Here is an 18,001-nt window from a genome sequence, read left to right on the forward strand (position 1 = left end):
AGATGAGACTATACAACCCGACTGATTCTCGGGATAACTGCGGCTTCGGCCTGATCGCCCATACACAGGGACAGCCGAGCCACCACCTGGTTACCACCGCGATTCACGCATTGGATCGTATGCAGCACCGTGGCGGTATTGCCGCCGACGGTAAGACTGGCGATGGCTGCGGCCTGCTGATGCAAAAGCCCGACGCATTTTTCCAGAAGATAGCCGAGCAACATGGCTGGAAACTGGGTAAGAAATACGGCGTTGGTATGATGTTTCTGAATCCAGACCCGATTCTGGCTGAACAGGCCCGCAAAGTGGTCAACGAAGAGCTTGAAGCCGAGACTCTGTCTATATCAGGCTGGCGGGAAGTGCCGACTAACCCGAATGTGCTAGGCGACCTGGCTCTCAGCGGCTTACCTCAGATCGAACAGGTGTTTGTCAACGCTCCGCCCGGCTGGCGTAAAAAAGATCTGGAGCGACGCCTGTATATGGCGCGTCGTCGTATCGAGAAACGCCTCGCCGATGACTCTGAATTCTATGTCGCTTGCTTATCCAACCTGGTGACCATCTATAAAGGCTTGGTAATGCCAAAGGATCTGCCAAGCTTTTATCTGGATCTGGCCGATGAAGACATGCAGTCAGCCATCTGCGTATTCCACCAGCGCTTTTCCACTAACACGCTGCCTATATGGCCACTGGCCCAACCGTTCCGATTTCTGGCCCACAATGGCGAGATCAACACCATCCGCGGTAACCGCGAGTGGGCCGAGGCTCGGACCTATAAATTCCGTACGCCATTGATTCCAGACTTGCAAGATGCCGCCCCCTTTGTAAACAACGACGGTTCTGACTCCTCAGCGCTGGATAACCTGTTAGAGCTGTTTTTGGCAGGCGGAATGGATCTGTTCCGTGCTATGCGTCTGTTAGTGCCCCCCGCCTATCAGAATAATCAGACGATGGACGACGAACTCAAGGCCTTCTATGAGTTTAACTCCATGCACATGGAACCCTGGGACGGCCCTGCGGGTATCGTACTGACCAATGGCCGCCATGTAGCGTGCAGTCTGGATCGCAACGGTTTGCGCCCGGCTCGCTATGTGCTGACAAAAGACGGCCTGATCACCCTGGCTTCAGAGGCGGGTATCTGGGATTACAGTCCCGAAGATGTGATTGAGAAAGGCCGTGTAGGCCCGGGCGAGATGCTGGCAGTGGATACCTATAATGGCAAGGTCTGGCGCTCTACCGAGATCGACGAAGACTTAAAAGGTCGCCATCCCTACAAAGAGTGGCTGGATAAACACATCAAACGGCTTAAGCCCATCGAACAATGCGATGCCAGCCAAATCGGCGTACGCGTGTTCGATGAGGCCATGATGGCTACCTATCACAAGCAATTTAATTACTCCTATGAGGAGATTCAGCAGGTAATTCGGGTTCTGGCCAAAGACGGACAGGAAGCGGTTGGCTCAATGGGTGATGATACACCTATGGCGGTACTGTCCAGTCGTAGCCGTATCATGTACGACTATTTCCGTCAGCATTTTGCTCAGGTGACTAACCCGCCCATCGACCCACTGCGGGAAAACCATGTGATGTCGCTGGCTACCTGCATCGGCCGGGAACAAAACCCCTTCTCCGAGACCTCGGGCTACGCCAACCGGGTGCTGTTCCAGTCGCCCATATTGATGTACACCGACCTCAAACAGCTGAGGGAGTTTGACCCCGAGTACTATTACTCCGAAGTGATCGAACTGAACTACCGCCCCGATGAAGGCCTCAAGGCGGCCATTGAACGCATCTGTAATGAAGCCGAGTATCTGGTGAAGCAGAAAAACGCCGCCTTTGTCGTGCTGTCCGACCGCAATATCAAACCCGATCGCATCCCGATTCCGGCGCCCATGGCCGTCGGCGCAGTACAGCGCCGCCTGGTAGAAAAAGCCCTGCGCTGCGATGCCAATATCGTGGTGGAAACCGGCTCTTGCCGGGATCCACATCACTTTGCGGTCCTCCTGGGTTTAGGTGCAACAGCCATTTATCCGTTCCTCGCCTATGAGACCATCGAACAGATGGTGGATAACGGCGAAATTGAGCTGTCCGCCATGGAAGCGACTCTGAATTATCGCAAGGGCATCAACAAGGGCCTGTTTAAGATCATGTCCAAGATGGGCATCAGCACCGTGGCCAGCTATCGCTGTGCCAAGCTGTTTGAAGCCGTTGGCATTCACGATGAAGTCATGAAAGTCTGCTTTAAAGGCGTGCCGAGCCGTATTCAGGGCGCAGGCTTTGATGACTTCGAGCAGGACATGCTCAATCTCAACCGTATTGCCTGGGTGAAGCGCAAGCAACTCAATCACGGCGGCCTGCTCAAATACGTGCACGGCGGCGAGTATCACGCCTATAACCCGGATGTAGTGACCACTTTGCAAAAAGCTGTGGTCAGCGGTAATTACGAGGACTACAAGGTGTTTGCGGGCCTGGTTAATGACCGTCCAGTGGCCCATCTGCGCGACCTGCTGAAGCTCAAACTCAGCGATACTCCCATTGATCTGGACGAAGTAGAGCCGGAAGAAAACCTCTATCCGCGCTTCGACACCGCCGCCATGTCCATCGGCGCCTTGAGCCCGGAAGCTCACGAGGCCCTCGCCATCGCCATGAACCGACTGGGTGGCAAGTCCAACTCCGGTGAGGGCGGCGAAGATCCTGCCCGCTTTGGTAATGAACGTAACTCAAAGATAAAGCAGGTGGCCTCAGGCCGCTTCGGCGTGACCGCCCACTATCTGGTCAATGCCGATGTCATCCAGATAAAAGTTGCCCAGGGTGCCAAGCCCGGCGAAGGCGGCCAGTTGCCCGGGGATAAGGTGAATAACTACATTGCCGAGCTACGCTACTCCGTGCCCGGTGTGACCCTGATTTCACCGCCGCCCCACCATGATATCTATTCCATTGAGGATCTGGCGCAACTGATTTTCGATCTGAAACAGGTTAACCCAAAAGCGTTGATCTCGGTGAAGCTGGTGTCCGAACCCGGTGTGGGTACGGTGGCCACAGGGGTGGCCAAAGCCTATGCCGATCTCATCACCGTATCCGGCTACGACGGCGGTACCGGGGCAAGTCCTCTGACCTCGGTGAAATACGCCGGCAGCCCCTGGGAGCTGGGTCTCGCCGAAGCCCAGCAGGCGCTGGTAGAAAACGGCCTGCGTCATAAGGTGCGGGTACAAACCGATGGTGGTTTGAAAACCGGTCTGGACGTGATCAAAGCTGCCATCTTAGGAGCCGAAAGTTTCGGCTTTGGCACCGGTCCCATGGTGGCATTAGGCTGTAAGTACTTACGTATCTGTCACCTCAATAATTGTGCAACAGGTGTCGCCACCCAAGACGAAAACCTAAGGGATAATTACTTCATCGGCCTGCCGGAAATGGTAATGAACTACTTCCGCTTTATCGCTCGCGAAGTACGAGAGTTGATGGCCGCGCTGGGTGTGCGGAAGCTGGATGAGTTGGTCGGCCGCACCGAGCTACTGGAAGTACTGGACGGTCTGACCGCCAAGCAACAGAAACTGGATCTTTCCGGTCTGTTAGCCAAGCCGGAAGCCGGCGAACACACGCGGCTGTTCTGCTCTGAAATCACCAACGAGCCCATGGATAAAGGCCAGTTGAACCAGCGCCTGCTGTCCGAGGCCAAGGCAGCTGTAGATAAACGCAGCCGCATCGAGTTAAAGCTGGACATTCGCAACACCGATCGTTCGGTGGGTGCCTCGTTGTCTGGCTACATTGCCAGTAAATACGGCAACCAGGGGCTGGCCGACCATCCCGTCAGAGTGACCTTTACCGGCACAACAGGCCAGAGCTTCGGCGTCTGGAATGTGGCGGGGCTTGAAATGAAGGTCATCGGCGATGCCAACGACTATGTCGGTAAAGGCATGACCGGCGGTAAGCTTGTGATAAAACCGGATCCAAGGGCGCCGTTCAAGTCACAGGACAGCGCAATTATGGGTAACACCTGCCTGTATGGGGCCACTGGCGGTAAATTGCTGGCCTCTGGCCGTGCTGGTGAGCGTTTCGCGGTACGTAACTCGGGGGCCATCGCTGTTATCGAAGGCGCGGGTGATAACGCCTGTGAATACATGACCGGCGGTATCGTCGCCATTTTGGGGCAGACCGGTGTGAACTTCGGTGCAGGCATGACCGGCGGCTTTGCCTATGTGCTGGACGAGGCCGACGACTTTAACCAGCGCCTTAACGGCGATCTGGTCGAAGCTATGGGTATCGACGACAAGCCGATTCTGTCTGAGCACCTACGTGGTCTTATCGACCAGCACTATGAAGAAACCGGTAGTGAACACTCACTGATGATTCTGCAGAACTTTACTGATTATCTACCTAAGTTCCGTTTAATCAAACCCAAGACCAGTGATGTGAATAACCTGCTTGGACATATCAGCCGTTCGACGGCCGAATTACGTGTCCAGGCGCAGTAGGAGGTAACCGTGGCAAAGAATGTCTATCAATTTGTTGATGTCGAGCGTATCGACCCGCCTAAAAAGCCCGTGGATCAGCGCCGCAACGAATTTGCCGAGATCTATCATCCCATGAGTGACTCTCAGGCAGCCGGTCAGGCAGACCGCTGCCTGGATTGCGGCAACCCATACTGCGAGTGGAAATGTCCGGTCCATAACTATATCCCTCAGTGGCTGAAGTTAGCCAATGAGGGCCGGATCTTCGAGGCAGCAGAGTTATCGCATAAGACCAACTCCCTGCCGGAAGTCTGTGGTCGTGTCTGTCCTCAGGATCGTCTCTGCGAAGGCGACTGTACCCTGAACGATGACTTCGGTGCGGTAACCATTGGCTCCATTGAGAAATACATCACCGACACCGCCTTTAAGCAAGGCTGGCGTCCGGATATGTCAGGGGTCGAGAAGACCGACAAAAAGGTGGCCGTGATCGGTGCCGGACCGGCGGGCCTGGCCTGCGCCGATATCCTGGTGCGTAACGGCGTTACCCCTGTGGTGTATGACAAATACCCGGAGATCGGTGGTCTGCTGACCTTTGGTATTCCCGCCTTTAAGCTGGAAAAAGAGGTGGTACAACTGCGCCGGGAGATCTTCACCGAGATGGGCGTAGAATTTAAGCTTAATACCGAAGTGGGTAAGGACGTGGAGTTTCAGACACTGATCGACCAATACGATGCAGTGTTCTTAGGCATGGGGACTTACAAATACATGCGCGGTGGCTTTGAAAACGAAGACGCGCCGGGAGTGTATGAAGCCCTTCCTTATCTCATCGCCAATACCAACCGCCAGATGGGCTTGGAACAAGCACCTTCTGACTTTATCGATATGAAAGGTAAGAAGGTAGTGGTCTTAGGTGGCGGCGATACAGCCATGGACTGTGTGCGCACCGCGGTACGTCAGGGCGCCGAGTCGGTGATTTGTGCCTATCGTCGGGATGAGGAAAACATGCCAGGCTCCCGTCGTGAGGTGCAAAATGCCCGCGAGGAAGGAGTCGAATTTCGCTTCAACCTGCAACCGCTGGACGTAGAGATCAACGATAAGGGGGAAGCCTGCGGTGTTACGTTGGTAAAAACCCAACTGGGCGATCCGGATAGCGCCGGACGTCGCCGCCCCGAGCCCATCGAAGGGTCCGAGCATATACTAGAAGCCGATGCCGTGATCATCGCCTTTGGCTTTCAGCCCAGTCCCGCCAATTGGTTCGCCGACTATGGCATTATTCTGGACGAAAAAGGCCGGGTCCGAGCCCCTGCCAACGGCCAGTTCGCCTTTCAGACCAGCAATCCTAAAATCTTCTCCGGTGGCGATATGGTTCGCGGTTCGGATCTGGTGGTGACCGCCATTTTCGAAGGCCGACAAGCCGCCGAGGGTATACTGGATTACCTGAAGGTCTAGCGACCTGCTGAATGTTAACAAACTTAAAGTCTATTCTCGCAAGCTCACCGAGCTTGCGAGAATCATGAGTTAATAAGCTGTTTCCCAGGACACTGTGATCGCTTCGGGTACACTCGGCCTGTCCTGAACACGACCGTAAACATCTTTAATTTCAATAACTTTTCTGGTCCGGTCAATATGCCGCTGAAACAACCAATAAGTCTTGTTGGCACCGTAGTAGTTGGCAAACTCTGCCACCGGCATGCCATTGCATACCAGCCCCTTAGCTAACTTACTGTAAGTACCTGTCGTAATGAGACTGCCGGGTGTTAAGCGTTTCACGGCTCGATTCAGGTCCGTCCGGTCATTGTTTGCGGCATGACGACAGACCGAAACCAAGTCGTTATTAAACGACGATGAATAAGCCACATCGGATATGGTGAGTCCAGCAACTGCAGTCGCGCCAACAAGCAAATAAATAGCACTTTTCATGGGAATTCCTCTTTTTTGGTCACTTTAATCTAAGAATGCTTGCGATACGTCTGCTCAAGCCAGAAGAGGATAGACCCACTCAGCGCCGATCACGATGACAATACAGGATCATTCTGATGATGAAAAAAATCCTAAATAATTCAGTTTAATAGTACATATATGACAAGATAGTGGCAGCAAGATGACCATTTTGCACAAAAAATACTAAGATAATGATTCGGCTATTAATCAAGTGAAGGAAGATGGAAACGACAAGTACATCTTCCCCGTCGTACGAACCGGCTTCTCGCCTGTTGGTTGGGAAAAAAGGTGTCGCTATAAAACTCTCCAAAGCGACGGCAGTATTGCTTGAAGCCCTCATTGACGCAGGGCAACAAGGCGTTTCACGCAAACAGTTGCATAAGATAATCTGGGGTCACGATTACACCAGTGACGATGCGTTGAACCATTTAGTCAGTCGCCTTCGACATAAAATCAAAGCCAGCGGTTTAGCGACTGAGTGGCGGATTGAGACCATCCCCAATTACGGCTACCGCCTTTGTCAGCATAATACAAAACGCTCATTAAAAAACTGGGTTCGGCATGTCTTGTATTGGTTGCGCTCCAAAACGCCCTGACATCCTGTCACAGGCCTAGAATAGGTTTATCTGGCCCGCTAAGGCGTTTGCTAAGCATCACTTTCGACATCACTTAAACGTTGTAAAGATTCGGCCAACTGCTCGACCCGCTGACGGGACTCCGTCACCAAACGACCAATTTCGTCGGCAGAGGTAGAGGACTGCTGAGCCAAAGTACGCACCTCATCGGCCACCACCGCAAAGCCTCGTCCGGCTTCGCCTGCGCGGGCCGCTTCGATGGCCGCATTCAGGGCCAAGAGGTTAGTCTGAGAGGCAATATTATTAAGCACCGAAATAATATCGGTAACTTTCTCGCTGGAGGCCACTACTTCTCTCATTTCAGCATCGGTAACCTGTGCCGCCTTCTTGCGGGAACTCACGTCGGTACCATAGCTCACAATGCGTCGTACATTGCCAGACATATCGGTAATGGGACAGATCGTGCCACTAAAATACACCTCACTGCCATCAGCCTTTAACAAGGCGTATTCTCCCACTACCTGCTCTCCCTTAAGCACCTTCTCAAATTTCTCGCTACCGATGATCTCGCGCATATTACGAGCCCGCTGAATAAGCTCACGGGGTGACTTATCTTCGGTATGGGTAATCAGGTAGTCGTTAGCATAGGTCAGCTTGCCATTGGTATCCCATTCACCCACGCCATTGTTCATGCCGATTGCATCGAAACGCTTGGTGAATTCCAGGGTACGCTCCTTGGTGTCGGTAATATTGGCCTGCACCGAGATGAAATTCACCAACTTGCCGTGCTTATCAAACACCGGGTTAATCGCCAGCGACACCCAGTAAGGATTGCCGCTGGCGTCATAATTAAGAATATCGCCGTTATAAGGCTGACGCTGATGAATGGCCTGGCGAATATCACGAACAGCACTGGGATCGGTATGCTCGCCTTGCAGCAAGTCACCGGGCTTACGGCCTTCGATATCGCTCAGCGTGTAACCGGTCATCTTCTCGAAACCCCGATTCACATAGACCGTTAAACCATCGGCGTCACTGATAATGATAGCGTTGTCAGTTTCATCCGCAACAAGGGACAGCATTCTCATACGCTCTCGCTGTTTCACTTCATCGGTCACATCTTTGACAAACGCGGTATAGACAATCTTGTTCTCCAACTCCACCCTGGACAGGGCCAGGCTCCCCCAGCGGGTGTCACCATCGGCGCGCTCAATCGGCACTTCCCGGGTCGTTCCGACGATCTTATCTTTACCAGTACGGCGGTTAGCATTCACATAGTCATCGTGCTGGGGCTGGATCGCCTGAGGCACCAACATCTTTACGTTTTGTCCCAGTACCTGTTCCCGCTGGTAGCCCCACAGTTGCTCCGCCGCCTGATTAAAAAAGGTCACCTTGTTGTTCTCATCGATAGTCACCACGGCATCCAGCGCCTGTTCCAGGGTCTGATTGATCGTCTGCTGGGTTTCACGCTGCTTAGTAATATCTTTAACAAAGGCCGTGTAATGAATCTCCCCCCCGACGCGGATTCTGGATAAGGACAGGTTGGCCCAGACTTTTTTGCCGTCTTTGCGTTCTAACAACACATCCCGGCTGGTACCGACAATCTTATCCTCGCCGGTGTGGCGGTTGGCATTCACGTAGCCATCGTGCTCGGACTGAATAGCCTGAGGCACCAGCTTTTTGACATTCTGCCCCATCACTTCCTGACGAGAATAGCCCCACAGCCTTTCAGCCGCGGCATTAAAAAACGTCACCCGGTTTTGACCGTCGATGCTGACCACGGCGTCAATGGCCTGCTCCAGAATCGCCGTTTGGTTGGTCCTCGATATTCCCACCATGCTCAGTAATCGGCTAACCATCCCCATACCCTTCTCCTTAATACGGCCTTCTGATCATCAACGAGCCATCGGCCGCTTTTGTGATCCAGGACAAACCTTTTCATGTAAAAACCATTCTCTCACTGTAAGAATAGTTTTACACTTATACTCCTTCATATTCAATATTCTCAGACAGAGCAATTCAATAATTACGGCTAAATCTGCATACCTGCAAAACAGCCTCATTTGGTTATACTGAAAATCCGATTAGCTCAACTGAGATCTCCTATGCTGCTGCGGTTTATTGTTTTATCTGTCACCTCGCTGTTAACCCCTGTCAGTCTGGCAGAAACACAACCCTGCCCGAAGCAATTTCATAGCGTTCCGGTGCCCGACAATGCCCATTACTGCCGTTTATTCAATGATAAGCTACCCGCAAGCCTGAGCTTTCACTTCCCGGCCTCGCCGCATGATGCGATCGATTATTACCAGCGCACCTTTAAACTGTTGCACCGCGAGAAACAAAAGGACCGCTTCGTTCTCACCTCACCAGAGCACTCCTGGAACCTGATTCTGTCACCGGACGGATCTGGAACGCAGGTGGATATTTTGATCCGCGCTTCACAAGACACAGCCGAGGAAACCAGGCAAGCCGAGAAATAAAAGTGGCACTCTAGTTGCATAGCTCAATAACAAAAAATGAACGTCAACAATCCGTCGGGAGTTTGCTATGGAACTGACACTGGTGTTACTTATGATGCTTATGGTGATTGCTGTGGTGGCGATTAAACTTAACGGCGATAAGCTCGCCTTCCCTTTCCGCAGGCGCGACAACCTGTTTACTCCGGTGGAGCGCAGTTTCTTGAATCTGATAGAAGCCGGTGTCGGTGATCAGTATCGGATCATCTGTCGGGTGAGACTGAGCGATATTGTCAGCTTGCGCCACGGGACCGACAAAAAGACCGGTCGCACCGCCATGCTGAAGGCTGCCGGTCGCAACCTGGACTTTGTTCTGTGCGACAAAGAAACACTGACCCCTGTCGTTGCTGTGGACCTGGTCCACCAATCTGGCAAAGACGGCTATAAGACTCAGCGTGACTGGTTTGTCAGCAGTGCTCTTGATGCTGCACGCATTCCCCACCTGCGCATCAAGGTAAAGTCCGGCTACAGTCCACAAGACTTCCGAGACTGTCTGGAAGCCAAGTTGGCACCGGTCCGTTACAAGGCGCCCAAGAAACCCCTCATTGCCGGCACTCAGACAGGCTCCAAACCTCTGGCGGCCTGACACACACGCTGAAGTTAGCGTAGAATACCGACTTTAACCGCGCCGGCCCTGCCGGCTTAAACTCGGTAAGGCATATGAAGATCGGTATTCTGGGGGCGATGGAACAGGAAATGGCGCTGCTTAGAGCGTCATTAGAGGGAGGACACCAAGAAACTCAGGGCCCCCTCGAGTTTTACTCAGGCCGTTTACACGGCGTTGAGGTCGTCCTGGTGCAAACCGGAATCGGCAAGGTAGCCGCCACCCTGGCGACCGCACTGATGATCCAATGCTATAAACCTGACTATGTGGTCAATACCGGCTCGGCAGGTGGCTTCGATGCCCGTCTCAATATCGGCGACCTTATTATTGCCTCGGCAGTACAACACCATGATGTGGATGTGACTCACTTTGGTTTCGAACACGGTCAGGTCTTTGGATTGCCCAAACTTTTCCCCTGTGACCAGCGCCTGATTCACGCTGCTCAGCACGCCGCGGAGACCATTACCGATATCCATAGCCAAACCGGCCTGATCGGCACTGGCGACAGCTTTATCGGTTGTGATGAAGCCGTTGGCCGGGTTCGAGGCCGGTTCCCTGAGCTGTGTGCAGTGGAAATGGAAGGGGCCGCCATCGGACAGGCTTGCTACCAGCTGCAAACGCCATTCGTCGTAATTCGAGCCTTGTCGGATATTGCCGGTGTGGATTCACTGATGTCGTTTGAAAGCTATCTGGATAAAGCCTCCCACCATTCGGCCACATTGGTAATGGCTATGATAAAAAGGCTTTCAATGCCATGATTGAGCCGATTATCGATACCCCCCTGTTACAGCGTTTACTGGCTCTGTGGCTAGTCATGCTGGTTGAGTCTGTCTGGCACTGGCCCGCGCAATATCACCCCCTGCTACTGTTTCGTGCCCTGGCACAACGCATGGCGGCCAAGGTCAACCCGAAAGGCGATCGGGCACAAAGTCAGCGTCTGATCTCTGGCACACTGGCACCACTGGTACTGTTGTTACCACTGGCCGTGTGTATTGGTATTTTCACCAGTTTTGCCGAATACCCGGTATTTTTTGACGCCTTGTTATTACTGGCCGCGCTGGATTATACCAACACCAAGCGCCGGGCCCGGCGTGTTTATCAGGCCTTGCAGCAAAATAAAAAAGTCCTGGCCAGAGACACCGCCCAGCGCCTGCTTCTGCGCGAAACTCAACCTCTCTCGGTAATGGGGCTGAGCAAAGCCATGATCGAAACGTCCCTATTGCGCTATGTGACTCATTACTGGACCGTCCTGTTTGTGTTTCTTATCGGCGGTGGTCTGGCTGCGTTTTGTTTTCGGGTCCTGGCCGAGTTCGCCCAAATCTGGAATACCAAACTGCCTCACTGTCGGGATTTTGGCCGCCCGGTAGCCCTGCTTATCAGTACCGTCACCTTTATTCCGGCTCGAGTGGCGATGTTTATGATTATGCTAATCCAAGGCACCCGCCCCGCGCTAAAAGCCTTACGAAAGCTACCTCAGTCCAAGACACCTTCTTTAAGTCTATTGGCTGCCACTGGCGGCTCATTAGGCATTGTATTGGGCGGGCCTGCTCTGTATCAGGGGCAAAAACGGCGTCTGCCCCGTTGCGGAGGCAGCCGGGATCCGGTCCCCGAAGATATCCCCCGCCTGCTGCGCCTGCTAAACTACCTGAGCATTGGTTTTCTGACCTTAACACTACTGTTATTTGCCATCGTTTTTGCACTGACCACAGGACGCTTATGAAAGGTTACTGGCTTACAGGCCTCTTGTTCTTGAGTATCAGCCACTCACTGATGGCCGCTGAGCGCCTGATAGCCCTGTCCCCCCACCTGACCGAACTGGTCTTTGAGCTGGGTCAGGGCCACCGCCTTGTCGCGGTCAGCGATCACAGCGACTATCCTGAGCAGGCCAAGGCGTTGCCAAGAGTCGCCAGCTATCAGGGGGTGGATTTCGAACAGGTTATGGCTCTGAAACCCGACCTGATTCTGGTATGGCAGGGTGGCAACAAGCCTCAGGATATCGCCCGGCTGAAAAGCATGGGCTTCGAGTTATTTATCTCCCAGCCACGCAAGCCACTGGATATCGCCGACGATATAGAAGCACTGGGCCAACGACTCAATGTTGCCCAACAAGCCCACACATTAGCCAGTAGCTTTCGCCAGCGCCTGCAACAAATCCGCAAGCACTATCACCGCTCTCAACCCTTACCGGTGTTTTATTATATGTGGCCCAGCCCTTTAATGACCGTGGGAGGGGGCGCCTGGGCCAACCATCTTCTGGATTACTGCGGCGCGGGTAATATCTTTGCCGATGCGCCGACTGACTACCCCGAAGTTCCTATGGAGTCTGTGATCGAGCGCCAACCTCAACGAATTATTGCCGCGAATCATAAACCCAAAAAGCAAACCCTGAGTTTCTGGCGACCCTGGCTGGAAGCGCTGCCACTAGGCCCGGCACAAATTCTGCAAATGGATCCCGACCCCTTGCATCGCTTTTCATTACGTCTGGCTCCGGCTTTGCAGCAATTGTGTCAGCAGATTGACACCAACAACCCAGCCCTTAAAAGGTAGGTGCGGATGACTTATCCCCCGCGCGACAATAGTGTAGAATTCGCTGCTTTGTGGCAACAACCAATATAGATGGCGATGGCAAACTACGATGTGGTAGCGCTGGGCAATGCCCTGGTGGATAAAGAATTTCTGATCGATGACGCTTTTTTGGCCCAACAGGGTATCGAAAAAGGCGTCATGACTCTGTTTGAGAGCGAGCAACAACAGGCTTTGTTAGACAGTCTGTACAAGAGCTACCCTCTGCGCAAGAAAGCGGGCGGTGGCTCAGCGGCCAACTCTATGGTCACTCTGGCCCAATTTGGCGGTCGCCCGTTTTACTGCTGCAAAGTGGGCAACGATGAATTAGGCCAGTTTTATCAGCAAGACCTCAGTGAGGCTGGCGTTGCTCATCGCTTAGAAAGCCAGGATACCCCGGGTGAAACCGGTAAATGCGTGGTGCTCATCACTAATGATGCCGAGCGCACTATGTGTACTCACTTGGGCATTACTACCGACTTTTCTACTCAGGAATTACACCGTGAAGTGCTGGAAGCAGCCCAGTATTTGTATATCGAAGGCCATTTGGTTTATTCACCCGCTGCTGTAGAAGCCATTCTGGAGGCCAAGCAATTGGCCAGACAGGCCGGTATTAAGATCGCCCTGACCATCTCCGATCCGGCAGTGGTTAAATACGCCCGTGAACACCTAGAACAAGTGCTTGGTGAAGATGGCGTGGATCTGCTGTTCTGTAATCAGGATGAAGTGACCGACTTCGGCAAAGACGGTGGCTTTGAGGCTGGACTGGTCCAACTGCAACAACTTAGTCCTGTGGTAGTGGTCACTCAGGGTAAGCAAGGTGCCACCGTTTATCACGGCCAGGAGCAAGTGGCTGTTCAAGCCTATCCGGTCAAGCCTGTGGATACCACAGGTGCAGGCGATACCTTCGCTGGCGCCTTCTTGTATGGCATTACCCATGGTATGGATTACGCACAGGCTGGAGATTTGGCCAGCCGCAGTGCTGCCGAATGTGTAGCAAATTTTGGCCCCAGATTGAGCCGCAAACAGCAAGATGCCATATTAACTCAGTACCAAAGTTAATTTAGGAGGACATCATGTTCTACTTACGTGTACTAACACTGCTGCTACTGATGCCAATCAGCCTTATGGCAAGTGCTTCACAAAGCCTGTCGGCAGATGCGCTGCTGGCACAGCGCGATGACTATTATGTACTGGATGTGCGCACCCCGGCCGAATACGCAGAGGGTCACGTGCCTGATGCCAAGTTATTGCCCTATGACCAGATTACAGCCGATCATAAGCTGTTACCCGACAACACCGAGACGCCTATCGTCCTCTATTGCCGCTCAGGACGCCGGGCCGGAATCGCCGCTGAGGCATTGGCCGGGCTTGGCTACACCAACCTCTATCTGTTGCAGGGCAGTATGCAGGGCTGGCTTGAACAAGGACTGCCGGTAGAGCATGCATCCACCACTGACTAAGCAAAATCAGTTTGGTCGTTATGCTCTTGAAACCGAGGGCAGGCTGATAATCGCCCGTTTCAGCGGCGCCATCAGTGAAAATCTGGCTCGGGGTTATCATCAGGGTCTACTCAGTCTGGCTAAGGAAATCAATGGTCCCTGGGGGTACATCGCCGACTGCAGCGATAATTATCAGGCCTCCACACCCCAGGCCATGGCCATTTTGGAACAGGTTTACCGCGACAGTCTGGCATGCGGCTGCGTTGGCGATGCCTACTGCATAAAGTCGGCCATGGGCGTGGCCCAGCTGGAGCAGATCCGCGCTAAGGTGATCACCACCTCTAGCATTTACGAACGCATCTACGTGGATCTGGACTCGGCCAAACACGCCTTGAGCCAACAAATAGAAGATATCACATTATGACCATTACCCTGACGACACCGGCCATGTTATTTCCAGCCATATCCCTGTTGCTATTGGCCTACACCAATCGTTTTGTGACCCTGGCCAGCATCATTCGTAATTTTGACGATAACAGTGCCAATACCCATAAGCAGATTGCTAACCTGCGCCAGCGAGTGCAGTTAATTAAACGCATGCAGGAAGCCGGAGTGGGCAGCTTTTTTCTGTGTGTGCTATCGATGCTGGCGATTTATCTGCAATATCAGGCCATCGGCAGTTGGATTTTCGGTACCAGCCTGATTCTGCTGCTGTGGTCCCTCTGGCAATCGGTACTGGAAATACGTATTTCTCTGGAAGCGCTGGATGTGCATCTTGAAGGACTGGACTTAAAGGCAACCCGAAAAAAATGACAAAACTAACTTATACCCCTCTTGAGCCTAAGCATTTTAACGCACTACTGGCTTTAGCCAACCAGGTCCATGGCGACAAGTATATGGACCTCGGCGAGTTACAGGAGCATTATCAGGCCAGCCAAAAAAACGGCATCAATGCCAGCTGGGTAGCACTTGATGGCGACAAGCTGGTGGGTTTTCGACTGACTCTTGCCGCCGGGCAATGGCAGCCTGACCATGGCTGCAGTCCCGAGCTTTGGCCTCTTTCCTTAGACGAGATTTGCTACTTCAAATGCAACACTGTAGATGGTGATTACCGGGGACACGGTATTGGTCCGGCCATGTTGACCCGCTCCGTGGATTCGGCCCGTCAACAAGGAGCCAGGGCCGGTCTTGCACATATCTGGATGTCCAGTCCCGGCAACAGCGCCTACAAGTACTTTTCCAAATGCGGCGGCCAGTTAATTAAGGAGCATCCGGGCAAGTGGCATCACGACTGTGTGGAATATGGATATGTGTGCCCCGTGTGCGACGATGGGTGCCAATGTGTCGCCGCTGAAATGCTGCTTCGTTTCGATAATGCCTGACGGCAGTATTTACGATCCCTTAGTCGATAAACACCCTGGCTCGGGTAGCCCCTATCCGAGCTCTTACTGGGCGCGAGAACACCAGGTCGCGCCTGTAGAGCCATTAAAAACAGTTAGGAAAACCCAGGTGGCCGTTATTGGCGCAGGTTATACAGGTCTGTCGTGCGCTTACCACCTGGCTTCCCGATGGGATATTGAACCGGTGGTTTTGGAAGCCAACCGTATTGGCTGGGGCTGCAGCGGCCGCAATGCCGGTTTTGTTCTTAGCGGTACCGGACGCCTGGGTCTTGGCGATTATCAACATCGTTGGGGGAAAGATACCGCAAAGCTGGTATACAGCGAATTTCGCCAGGGCGTGGATAATATTCGGTATCTGGCCGAACAGGGACCAGTAGACTGTCAGCTCCAAGACGGCGGCTATCTGAAACTGGCCCACAGTGCCAGCATGGCCCGGAAAATGGCCCGGGTTACCGATAATATGCGCCGTGAGTTTGGCGATACCAGTCGCTGGCTAACTCAACAGCAGGCCAGAAGCCACATTCTTAGTCCCGGCGTCTATGGGGCGACACTGACTCCTTATAGTTTTGGCATCAACCCGTTAAGAATGGCCGAAAATCTGGCAGCCATGGCAAAAAACGCCGGGGCCAACATATACACGGGCAGTCCCGTGACAGACTGGCAGAGGAGCGACCAAGGTTACCGGTTATTCACCCCACAAGGCGAGGTCCAGGCCAGCAAGGTGGTTATCGCCAGCAATGGCTATACCCTGAACCGCTTCCACCCGGCACTGGATGGGCGGCATTTTCCCGTTCTCTCCTCGGTGTTGGTGACGCAGCCTCTGAGCCAACAGCAACAACAGGCTTGCGGACTGACTCCAGGCCCGCTGTTTATGGACAGTCGACAGTTGAAATACTATTACCGACTGCTTCCGGACGGACGCTTACTCTTTGGCGGCCGCGGCGCGATTACCGGCAAAGCGGCAAATCATCCTCGCTATCAGAATCATCTGAAACGTGCCTTGGCGGCCTGGCTACCGGCGACCAGGGATATTGGTGTCGAACATTTTTGGAGTGGCTGGGTCAGCGTGGCGCTCGACAATTACCCCAGAGTCGGGCCCCTAGAGGATAACCTGTATGCAGCGATGGGGTATTGCGGCGCCGGTGTCAGTTTCGCCACCCTGGCAGGACAGCGTCTGGCCGAGACCATCGCCCAAGGGCCCAACAGCTTGCCGGATCTCCCCTTTTACCAGACTCCCCTGCCTAAATTCCCCTTACCCCGTCTAAGGCGGCTAGGCCTTAAAGCCTTCTATCACTGGGCACAATGGCGGGATGGCTGAAGCAACCTGAACCTCGGCCATAGGCGACGCACTGTCAGAGTTTCCGGTGGTGGAGCCTTAGTCTGGAACAGAGCCAATGGCTTTGTTAGGCATTTCTTCCCTTAATGTATTTTGTTGCTTCGATTGGCTCACTATAGTTTGTTGTTGGTCGATGGTTTGCAATGCGCCAAAGAAAACTATGCCGCCGGCAACAACAAACCCAATGGCAGATAAAATCATGCACAACTGACTCCAGTAGCACACGCAAGGCTCAAGTAACTCTTTACTTCGGAATGAGCACTTAGGCCCGCGACTGTCCCACGCGAGTGAGCAGCGACGCCTTAAATGATTGTGTAGTACTGCGAAGACTAAGCCAAGTTGGAAGCAAAAAAGACTCCAAGCAATGCATCGAGTAAGCAAAACGTATTCGGGCTTACCCAAGACACTGGGTAGAAACGTAAGCAGGGCAATGGCTCCACCGCCATTGATGAGCAAAAGGCCCTTAACGTTTTCTGTATCTATATTGGATCGAATCTCAACTCCTGTCGGCATATATCTCCTTACTTCTAAACATTTTAGTCTGCGGCAAAGTACTGTGTTTAAGCTCGGCTTCTTACTTGAGGCCAACAACAGGGCTTTTTATCATACCCTTCATCCCCAGCATAGCTTGGCTTCTGTCTGTCAGGATATGATTAATAATGCAGACAATGAGCGCTTTTCGAGTACATTGGACCATTTAGGAAAGTCAAAAATAACGATGTGAGAAAGAGCAGAGTTTTAGTACCAGAAAGGGATTTTGGCGGCGCGCATTGACTGGCTTTCATGGATAAAGGACATAGAGATCTGCTTACCACACAACTCTATGTCCATATTCTACAGCGCGGCGGTCAAGGACTCGTTAGCCCCTGGGCTCGTTTCTAAGCGCTGACGCTGCGCTCCTGGCGCGAGCGATGACGGCCAGAGCCGCCGTTAGCATTGCCATTATTGCCGTTACCGGCATTATTTCCGCGACGCGGCCTGCGACGGCGCTGGTTGTTACGCGGCTTGTCTTCTTTAACCTCAGGCTTGGCGTTGGGGTCTGGCTCGAAACCTTCGATGATCTCACGAGGCAGCTGGTCGATATCCAGCCCTCGGGCGGCAATATCGGTGGCCACCAGCACCCGGACCTTGCCGGATTTAAAGTCGGCCAGCGCCTTGGTGCGGGTAAACACCAACACCC

The 18,001-nt window shown here is 53.2% G+C and carries 17 protein-coding genes and 1 pseudogene; 14 read left to right on the forward strand and 4 right to left on the reverse strand.

What is annotated here, in order from left to right:
- Positions 1–2 precede the first annotated feature (2 nt).
- Both gltB and HMF8227_RS12550 read left to right on the forward strand, forming a co-directional pair.
- Positions 3–4,469, forward strand: coding sequence for a glutamate synthase large subunit (gene gltB / locus HMF8227_RS12545; protein WP_109340501.1), 4,467 nt, complete (start codon positions 3–5; stop codon positions 4,467–4,469).
- A gap of 9 nt (positions 4,470–4,478) precedes the next feature.
- Positions 4,479–5,894, forward strand: a complete 1,416-nt coding sequence (locus HMF8227_RS12550) for an FAD-dependent oxidoreductase (RefSeq protein ID WP_109340502.1) — start codon at positions 4,479–4,481, stop codon at positions 5,892–5,894.
- Between the two features lie 69 nt (positions 5,895–5,963).
- On the opposite strand, the gene HMF8227_RS12555 is transcribed toward HMF8227_RS12550, so the two are convergent.
- A complete protein-coding gene (locus HMF8227_RS12555) occupies positions 5,964–6,365 on the reverse strand; it encodes a DUF3718 domain-containing protein (RefSeq protein ID WP_109340503.1) in 402 nt (133 codons plus the stop codon).
- A 242-nt stretch (positions 6,366–6,607) separates the two neighbouring features.
- Here HMF8227_RS12555 and HMF8227_RS12560 point away from each other — a divergent pair, with 242 nt between their 5' ends.
- Positions 6,608–6,982: a winged helix-turn-helix domain-containing protein gene (locus HMF8227_RS12560; RefSeq protein WP_109340504.1), complete on the forward strand. Its 375-nt coding sequence runs from the start codon at positions 6,608–6,610 to the stop codon at positions 6,980–6,982.
- A 50-nt stretch (positions 6,983–7,032) separates the two neighbouring features.
- Here the strand turns inward: HMF8227_RS12560 and HMF8227_RS12565 are convergent, their stop codons facing one another.
- On the reverse strand, positions 7,033–8,820 hold the full coding sequence (locus tag HMF8227_RS12565; RefSeq protein ID WP_239421307.1) for a PAS domain S-box protein: 1,788 nt from the start codon (positions 8,818–8,820) through the stop codon (positions 7,033–7,035).
- A gap of 246 nt (positions 8,821–9,066) precedes the next feature.
- Between HMF8227_RS12565 and HMF8227_RS12570 the strand changes: the two genes are divergently transcribed.
- The 11 genes from HMF8227_RS12570 (at position 9,067) to HMF8227_RS12620 (ending at position 16,803) form a co-directional block, all read left to right on the forward strand.
- Positions 9,067–9,441, forward strand: a complete 375-nt coding sequence (locus HMF8227_RS12570) for a hypothetical protein (protein ID WP_109340505.1) — start codon at positions 9,067–9,069, stop codon at positions 9,439–9,441.
- A gap of 67 nt (positions 9,442–9,508) precedes the next feature.
- On the forward strand, positions 9,509–10,063 hold the full coding sequence (locus HMF8227_RS12575; RefSeq protein WP_109340506.1) for a DUF2726 domain-containing protein: 555 nt from the start codon (positions 9,509–9,511) through the stop codon (positions 10,061–10,063).
- A 74-nt stretch (positions 10,064–10,137) separates the two neighbouring features.
- Entirely contained in the window at positions 10,138–10,839 is a 702-nt protein-coding gene (locus HMF8227_RS12580) for a 5'-methylthioadenosine/adenosylhomocysteine nucleosidase (RefSeq protein ID WP_109340507.1), read from the forward strand.
- Entirely contained in the window at positions 10,836–11,801 is a 966-nt protein-coding gene (locus HMF8227_RS12585; protein WP_109340508.1) for a cobalamin biosynthesis protein CobD/CbiB, read from the forward strand. Before HMF8227_RS12580 ends, HMF8227_RS12585 begins: the two co-directional genes overlap by 4 nt.
- Positions 11,798–12,628, forward strand: a complete 831-nt coding sequence (locus tag HMF8227_RS12590; protein ID WP_109340509.1) for a cobalamin-binding protein — start codon at positions 11,798–11,800, stop codon at positions 12,626–12,628. Before HMF8227_RS12585 ends, HMF8227_RS12590 begins: the two co-directional genes overlap by 4 nt.
- Before the next feature lie 75 nt (positions 12,629–12,703).
- The gene (locus HMF8227_RS12595) at positions 12,704–13,705 is read left to right on the forward strand and encodes an adenosine kinase (RefSeq protein ID WP_109341112.1); all 1,002 of its coding nucleotides are present in this window, start codon (positions 12,704–12,706) and stop codon (positions 13,703–13,705) included.
- Positions 13,706–13,719: 14 nt separating this feature from the next.
- Positions 13,720–14,106, forward strand: a complete 387-nt coding sequence (locus HMF8227_RS12600; protein ID WP_109340510.1) for a rhodanese-like domain-containing protein — start codon at positions 13,720–13,722, stop codon at positions 14,104–14,106.
- Positions 14,087–14,509: a hypothetical protein gene (locus tag HMF8227_RS12605; RefSeq protein ID WP_109340511.1), complete on the forward strand. Its 423-nt coding sequence runs from the start codon at positions 14,087–14,089 to the stop codon at positions 14,507–14,509. Before HMF8227_RS12600 ends, HMF8227_RS12605 begins: the two co-directional genes overlap by 20 nt.
- Positions 14,506–14,898, forward strand: a complete 393-nt coding sequence (locus HMF8227_RS12610; protein ID WP_109340512.1) for a DUF2721 domain-containing protein — start codon at positions 14,506–14,508, stop codon at positions 14,896–14,898. Before HMF8227_RS12605 ends, HMF8227_RS12610 begins: the two co-directional genes overlap by 4 nt.
- Positions 14,895–15,467, forward strand: a complete 573-nt coding sequence (locus HMF8227_RS12615; protein ID WP_109340513.1) for a GNAT family N-acetyltransferase — start codon at positions 14,895–14,897, stop codon at positions 15,465–15,467. Before HMF8227_RS12610 ends, HMF8227_RS12615 begins: the two co-directional genes overlap by 4 nt.
- A 127-nt stretch (positions 15,468–15,594) precedes the next feature.
- Positions 15,595–16,803: an NAD(P)/FAD-dependent oxidoreductase gene (locus HMF8227_RS12620; RefSeq protein WP_162558601.1), complete on the forward strand. Its 1,209-nt coding sequence runs from the start codon at positions 15,595–15,597 to the stop codon at positions 16,801–16,803.
- Between the two features lie 57 nt (positions 16,804–16,860).
- Here HMF8227_RS12620 and HMF8227_RS15090 read toward each other — a convergent pair whose 3' ends face one another.
- A complete protein-coding gene (locus tag HMF8227_RS15090) occupies positions 16,861–17,022 on the reverse strand; it encodes a hypothetical protein (protein ID WP_162558602.1) in 162 nt (53 codons plus the stop codon).
- A 731-nt stretch (positions 17,023–17,753) separates the two neighbouring features.
- Positions 17,754–17,984: pseudogene (locus HMF8227_RS15270) on the reverse strand (helicase-related protein); the annotation flags it as partial.
- Positions 17,985–18,001: the final 17 nt, after the last annotated feature.

The sequence above is a fragment of the Saliniradius amylolyticus genome (assembly GCF_003143555.1).
GTDB lineage: Bacteria > Pseudomonadota > Gammaproteobacteria > Enterobacterales > Alteromonadaceae > Saliniradius > Saliniradius amylolyticus.

What these genes read in the sequence shown, in the direction of transcription:
- gltB (WP_109340501.1), top strand. Translation starts at nt 3, where the DNA reads ATGAGACTATACAACCCGACTGATTCTCGGGATAACTGCGGCTTCGGC.
- HMF8227_RS12555 (WP_109340503.1), bottom strand. Translation starts at nt 6,365, where the DNA reads ATGAAAAGTGCTATTTATTTGCTTGTTGGCGCGACTGCAGTTGCTGGA.
- HMF8227_RS12560 (WP_109340504.1), top strand. Translation starts at nt 6,608, where the DNA reads ATGGAAACGACAAGTACATCTTCCCCGTCGTACGAACCGGCTTCTCGC.
- HMF8227_RS12565 (WP_239421307.1), bottom strand. Translation starts at nt 8,820, where the DNA reads ATGGTTAGCCGATTACTGAGCATGGTGGGAATATCGAGGACCAACCAA.
- HMF8227_RS12570 (WP_109340505.1), top strand. Translation starts at nt 9,067, where the DNA reads ATGCTGCTGCGGTTTATTGTTTTATCTGTCACCTCGCTGTTAACCCCT.
- HMF8227_RS12575 (WP_109340506.1), top strand. Translation starts at nt 9,509, where the DNA reads ATGGAACTGACACTGGTGTTACTTATGATGCTTATGGTGATTGCTGTG.
- HMF8227_RS12580 (WP_109340507.1), top strand. Translation starts at nt 10,138, where the DNA reads ATGAAGATCGGTATTCTGGGGGCGATGGAACAGGAAATGGCGCTGCTT.
- HMF8227_RS12585 (WP_109340508.1), top strand. Translation starts at nt 10,836, where the DNA reads ATGATTGAGCCGATTATCGATACCCCCCTGTTACAGCGTTTACTGGCT.
- HMF8227_RS12590 (WP_109340509.1), top strand. Translation starts at nt 11,798, where the DNA reads ATGAAAGGTTACTGGCTTACAGGCCTCTTGTTCTTGAGTATCAGCCAC.
- HMF8227_RS12595 (WP_109341112.1), top strand. Translation starts at nt 12,704, where the DNA reads ATGGCAAACTACGATGTGGTAGCGCTGGGCAATGCCCTGGTGGATAAA.
- HMF8227_RS12600 (WP_109340510.1), top strand. Translation starts at nt 13,720, where the DNA reads ATGTTCTACTTACGTGTACTAACACTGCTGCTACTGATGCCAATCAGC.
- HMF8227_RS12605 (WP_109340511.1), top strand. Translation starts at nt 14,087, where the DNA reads ATGCATCCACCACTGACTAAGCAAAATCAGTTTGGTCGTTATGCTCTT.
- HMF8227_RS12610 (WP_109340512.1), top strand. Translation starts at nt 14,506, where the DNA reads ATGACCATTACCCTGACGACACCGGCCATGTTATTTCCAGCCATATCC.
- HMF8227_RS12615 (WP_109340513.1), top strand. Translation starts at nt 14,895, where the DNA reads ATGACAAAACTAACTTATACCCCTCTTGAGCCTAAGCATTTTAACGCA.
- HMF8227_RS15090 (WP_162558602.1), bottom strand. Translation starts at nt 17,022, where the DNA reads ATGATTTTATCTGCCATTGGGTTTGTTGTTGCCGGCGGCATAGTTTTC.